The organism is Halococcus morrhuae DSM 1307 (assembly GCF_000336695.1).
Taxonomy (GTDB): Archaea; Halobacteriota; Halobacteria; order Halobacteriales; family Halococcaceae; genus Halococcus; species Halococcus morrhuae.
In genome coordinates this window covers 1-5426 of the sequence record NZ_AOMC01000021.1, presented here as the reverse complement: position 1 = coordinate 5426, position 5426 = coordinate 1, and the positions used below count along the sequence as shown (strand labels likewise).

Sequence of the window (5426 nt, the reverse complement as noted above, 5' to 3'; positions counted from 1 at the left end):
CCTCAGTCGATCAACCAAAACAACCATGAGCTGTGACCTCTCAGTGGAGGCTACCAGAGGCAAAGTCTAGAGGACTTTGCGACACCACCCATCGACTACCGCAGCAACAACGAGGTCGACTCACGCACCGACCTCGATCGTACGCTGCGCGGTCTCGAACCTGAAACTGCAGCCACGGTCGCGCGCGCGTTCACTACCTATTTTGAGATGGTGAACCTCGCTGAGGAGCGCGAACGCGTCCGTACGATTCGAACCGCCTCCCAAGAAGGATCGCTTGCCGATAGTTTGAGCGCCGCCGTCGAGAGCCTCACCGATCGCGATCCGGACGTGGTCGAGCAGATTCTCAAGGACGTGCTGATCGAACCGACCTTCACCGCTCATCCCACAGAGGCCCATCGCAAGACGGTGAAGGCGAAACTCCGAACCATCGCGGACCATCTCGTCGAACTTGACGAGCGCCAGCTCACCGACACCGAGCGTGAACAGATCGAAGATGCGCTCAAAGCTCAGGTGACGAGCCTCTGGGGCACTCGTCAGGTCCGCGAGCGACAGCCCGAACCGCTCGACGAAGCTCGGAATGTCCACTGGTATCTCGAAAACACTCTATTCGATACCACCGGTGAGATCTACCGAGAGATCGAGAACAAGCTTGAAACGGAGCTCGACAACATCGAGATTCCCAAACTCTTCGAGTTTCGATCATGGGCCGGCAGCGACAGAGATGGGAATCCCTACGTCACTCCCGAGGTAACGAACGAAACGCTCGCACGACAGCGTCGGAGTGTTTTGGAGAAGTATCAAAAAGCACTAGCTGATCTGTCGAGCGTACTCGCCCACGATGCCGACCGGCTTGATACGAGCGCGGCGTTTAACGATCGGCTCGCTGCGAACCGCAAACGCTTCCCCACACTCGCCGATCAGGCCCGCGACCGCTATCCCGATGAACCCTATCGTCAACATCTTCGTCTGATAGGAGAACGTCTCGAACGTATCGGAGACGTCCGGCCGAACGGGTACGACAGCGTTGCCGAGTTCACCGACGACCTCGACGTGCTGGCGACGAGCCTTCGAGCGAACGGCGGGGAACAGATCGCGGCAGTTCACGTCGATCCACTCGAACGCCAAGCTGAGACGTTCAGGTTCTGCCTCGCCAGCCTTGACCTCCGAGATCACCAAGAAAAACACACCGAAGCAATCGCTAGGGCACTCGGCCGCGAAGACATCGAGTACGAATCGCTTGACGAAAGCGAGCGCATTGAGCTCCTCACCGAGGCGATTCTCCAAGATACACCGTTGATCGACGTCACCGATAGGGATAACCTGCCCGACCCCGCAGCGCGCGTGCTTGAACGATTCGACCGTCTGAACGACTGGCAGCGTGAGTACGGTGCGGATGCGATCGATACCTACTGCATCTCGATGGCCGAGAAACCGAGTCACGTCCTCGAAGTTCTTTTCCTTGCTGATCAAGCAGGGGCGGTCGAGCTCCCCGAGTACTGTGGGCTCGATATCGTGCCGCTGCTCGAAACTGAGGCCGCGCTCGACGGTGCGCGCGAAATCATGGGCACTTTGTTCAAGAACGAGGCGTACAGCCAAGCACTCGCTGCACGCGGGAACATCCAAGAGGTAATGCTCGGGTATTCGGATTCGAACAAGGAGAACGGGTATTTTGCCGCGAACTGGGACCTCTACCGCAACCAGCGTCGGCTCGCCGAAATCGTCGATGACCACAATGTCGATCTTCGACTGTTCCACGGTCGCGGCGGCTCGATCTCTCGAGGCGGTGGTCCAATGAATGAAGCATTGCTTGCACTGCCAAACGAAACCGTCACCGGCCAAGTCAAGTTCACCGAGCAGGGTGAGGCGATCGCGGAGAAGTACGCCAATCCACGCATCGCAGAGCGCAACTTGGAGCAGATGCTGAACGCTCAGATCCGCGCACGAGCGCAGTCGCTTGACCATCCTGCGGACGATGTGCCTACGGAGTGGGTTAATGCGGCCACGACCATTGCCGACGCGGCGCGGACGGCCTACCAGGACTTGCTCGACATGGATGGGTTCGTGTCATATTTTGAGCAAGCCACACCTATTACTGTGATTGAGGAACTCAACATGGGCTCGCGGCCGGCTTCACGATCAGACGAACGCACGGTCGAAGATCTCCGGGCGATCCCGTGGGTATTCTCATGGACCCAATCACGGTGCATTCTCCCTGGGTGGTACGGCCTTGGAGCCGGAATCGAGGCCTACCTCACCAATGACGGATCGGCCGACACGCTTCAGGAGATGTACAATGAATGGGCATTCTTCCGAACAACGATCGATAACGCTGCACTCGCGCTCGCGCGCACCGATATGGAAATCGCAGCGAAGTACGCTGCAGTCGCGGACGACGATCTCGAAGCACGCTTCTTCCCAGTGTTCGAGGCGGAATACGAGCAAGCGGTCGATTTTGCTACGACCATCAGCGATCGTGACGAGCTCGTGAAGCGTGACTGGCTCCGCGAGAGCCTCCGCCGCCGAAATCCCTACGTCGACCCGTTGAACGTGCTCCAGACTCACCTCCTCGACTGCGAACACCGCACCGAGACTGAAAAGCGGGCACTACGCCTGACAGTCAAAGGGATTGCTGCCGGCATGAAAAATACTGGATAAAGAATGATTGAAACACTTTCAGTTGATCACATTGACACAGTCCCGACGCCGTCCAGCAGGCGCTGAATTTGTCTAACCGATGCCCGAACGGACATCGGAACGATAGANAACGATAGAGCTGGGAGTTTTGGATTGGTGAGGTCGCTGTCGGCGGCGATCGCCGCCGACGCGACAGTGTCGCCACTCACGACCAACGCCCAGATTGGGCGCAGCTACCGAAAGAACCGATCGTCTAGTGACTGATTCGCTGGAACAGACCTACGTACTCCAAGTGCCGCTCTTGCCGAATCTAGTGAAACACGTTGAGGGCGAAGCAGTCAACGAGGCCGTGTAGCGGTGCTCCGACGAGGTTCAACGTCCGTACNGTGAAACACGTTGAGGGCGAAGCAGTCAACGAGGCCGTGTAGCGGTGCTCCGACGAGGTTCAACGTCCGTACGAACCCGTAGGTTCGGACGGACTGCTCCAATCCTGGTTTGGAGAGACCGCGGAACTTCTCCAGCCACGGCTGGATCAGCGACCAGAGGCATTCGACTTGATTTGTGTGGACGCCTTCGTCTGAGACGTACTTATCGTCGTGAACAACGGTTCGATGCTCGTGATTCATCTGCTGATACGCAGGAAGTTCGTCGGTCCAGATCTCTCCCAGCGGCTGGGAGAGATCGCCTGCTTCCTCTATCACTGGCCCGAGATTCCCGTCGTATTTTGATCCTTCTTCGGCTGAGATCACCCGAAGCACGTCGCGGCTCGCCGCGACGAGCGTGAGTTTGTCTCCCGGTGCTCCCTCCCAGCGTGATCGGCCCGGTTCCCCAGAACCGCCGCGGGAGAGACCGTCCCGCGGCGGCGATTGATCTTTGTAGCCCGAACACTTCGAACCGGTTTCATCGATCTGTGTTGGTCCCTCAACGGTGTGCTGGATGCGCTCCCAGACGAGGGGAAAGCCGCGTTCGAACGCGGCTTCCCCATCACGGAGTTGCGTATGGATCGTGTCGTAGCAGGAATCGAATAGTTGGGTGATCTGGTTGATGCTGAGCAAGGTATCAGCGTAGAGAATGAAGATGAGAAGGAGTTCACCAGGTGTAAGACCGGTGTTTGCGAACGGCGTGTTTCGGGTGTATGTGAAGCTATAGCGGCAGTTACGACACCAGACTCGGGGACTGCTGTCCCNGTGTTTCGGGTGTATGTGAAGCTATAGCGGCAGTTACGACACCAGACTCGGGGACTGCTGTCCCGAGTCTGGAGAGCTGTTTCTCCACACTCGGGACAGGGAGCCTGCTCCCACGCACGCTTGCAGCGCCGCTCGACGATGGCGTCGAGCGGCTCGGGGCGGAACACTATTGCTTGGCGCTCAACAACTTCCTGGAGCATCCCGCCGAAAGCTGTCCGTTGGAGCACATCCACTAGCATACGGCGGGATGCTGTAATTCCTACGCGACTGTTTCACCAGACTCGGCAAGAGCGTCTATATTTGCGGTTCGACCTGTTCGGTGTCGTCGAGATTGCGATTGTGCAGCGCCTCGCCCGTCTCGCCGTCGAACAGGTGGATCGCGTCCTCGGGAAGCCGCGCGATCGCCGGCTGCCCTGCCTCGATGCGTCGCAGCCCGCCGATCGTCGCCACGAACGTCCGTGATTCGTCCATGTCGAGCTCCGACACGCTCTCGTCGCCCTCGAAGGCGAGATAGACGTTGTTGCCGCTGCCGACCGGCTCGACCACGTCGACAACCGTACGGAAATCGTGCTCCCCATCGCCCTCGACTGCATCGACCAGTTCGATGTCCTCGGGACGCACGCCGAGGGTCACGTCCGTCGCGTCGCCGAGGTCTCTGCGAGTGCCTTCCGAGAGCGGATAGTCGAAGTTCTCGCCGACGAGATGTCCGTTCTCGACGTCCATCTCGAAGAAGTTCATCGACGGTTCGCCGATGAAGCCCGCGACGAACCGGTTTGCGGGTTCGTGATAGGCCTCTAGTGGTGTGGCGACCTGCTGGAGTCGGCCGTCGTCGAGAATGGCGATCCGATCGCCCATCGTCATCGCTTCGGTCTGGTCGTGGGTCACGTAGACCGTGGTGACCCCGAGGTCCTCCTGCATCCGCTGGAGTTCGGTCCGCATCTGTGAGCGCAGTTTCGCATCGAGGTTCGACAGCGGCTCGTCCATCAGGAACACCGCCGGACTGCGGACGATCGCACGGCCGAGCGCGACGCGCTGCTGTTGGCCACCGGAGAGCTCGCTGGGCGTTCGATCGAGCAGCTGTTCGATGCCCATCATCTCCGCGGCGGATTCGACCTGGTCGCGGATCTCGTCGTCGGGCATCTCCGTGCTTTCCTCGAGCCCGAAACTCATGTTCTCGCGCACGGTCATATGGGGGTAGAGCGCGTAGCTCTGGAACACCATCGCGATATCGCGATCGGCGGGCTGGCGGTCGTTGATCGTGGTTCCGTCGAGGCTGATCGTTCCCGACGAGACGGATTCGAGCCCCGCGATCATCCGCAGCGTCGTACTCTTCCCACAGCCCGACGGTCCGACGAGAACGAGAAACTCGCCGTCGGCGACGTCAAGCGAAGCGTCGTCGACAGCGATGATGTCGTCCCCACCGTCGCCGAACCGTTTGGTGACGTCGTCGAGTTTCAGTTCAGCCATTCGATACCTCCGTTCGTTGGTTGGGATAGTAGTTCGATCATCGTTGTCTGTCTACGTTCGGCCGGCAACACCCTGTGCGAACTGATCGCCGAAGATGATGAAGACGAGCAGCGTCGGTAGTGCGGTCAGGAACGCGCC

1 protein-coding gene and 2 pseudogenes are annotated in these 5426 nt (G+C 59.3%); 1 reads left to right on the top strand and 2 read right to left on the bottom strand.

Annotated features, from left to right (window positions below):
- Positions 1–60 precede the first annotated feature (60 nt).
- Positions 61–2655 (top strand): annotated as a pseudogene (locus C448_RS01155) (phosphoenolpyruvate carboxylase); the annotation flags it as partial.
- Positions 2656–2972: 317 nt separating this feature from the next.
- Here C448_RS01155 and C448_RS01150 read toward each other — a convergent pair.
- Together C448_RS01150 and C448_RS01145 are read right to left on the bottom strand one after the other, a co-directional pair.
- Positions 2973–4060, bottom strand: a pseudogene (locus tag C448_RS01150) (IS1595 family transposase).
- 55 nt (positions 4061–4115) lie between these two features.
- The gene (locus tag C448_RS01145) at positions 4116–5288 is read right to left on the bottom strand and encodes an ABC transporter ATP-binding protein (RefSeq protein ID WP_004051289.1); all 1173 of its coding nucleotides are present in this window, start codon (positions 5286–5288) and stop codon (positions 4116–4118) included.
- Between the last annotated feature and the right edge of the window lie 138 nt (positions 5289–5426).

Bases quoted from the DNA above. Each gene is read 5' to 3' on its own strand.
- C448_RS01145 (WP_004051289.1), bottom strand. From the start codon at position 5,288: ATGGCTGAACTGAAACTCGACGACGTCACCAAACGGTTCGGCGACGGT.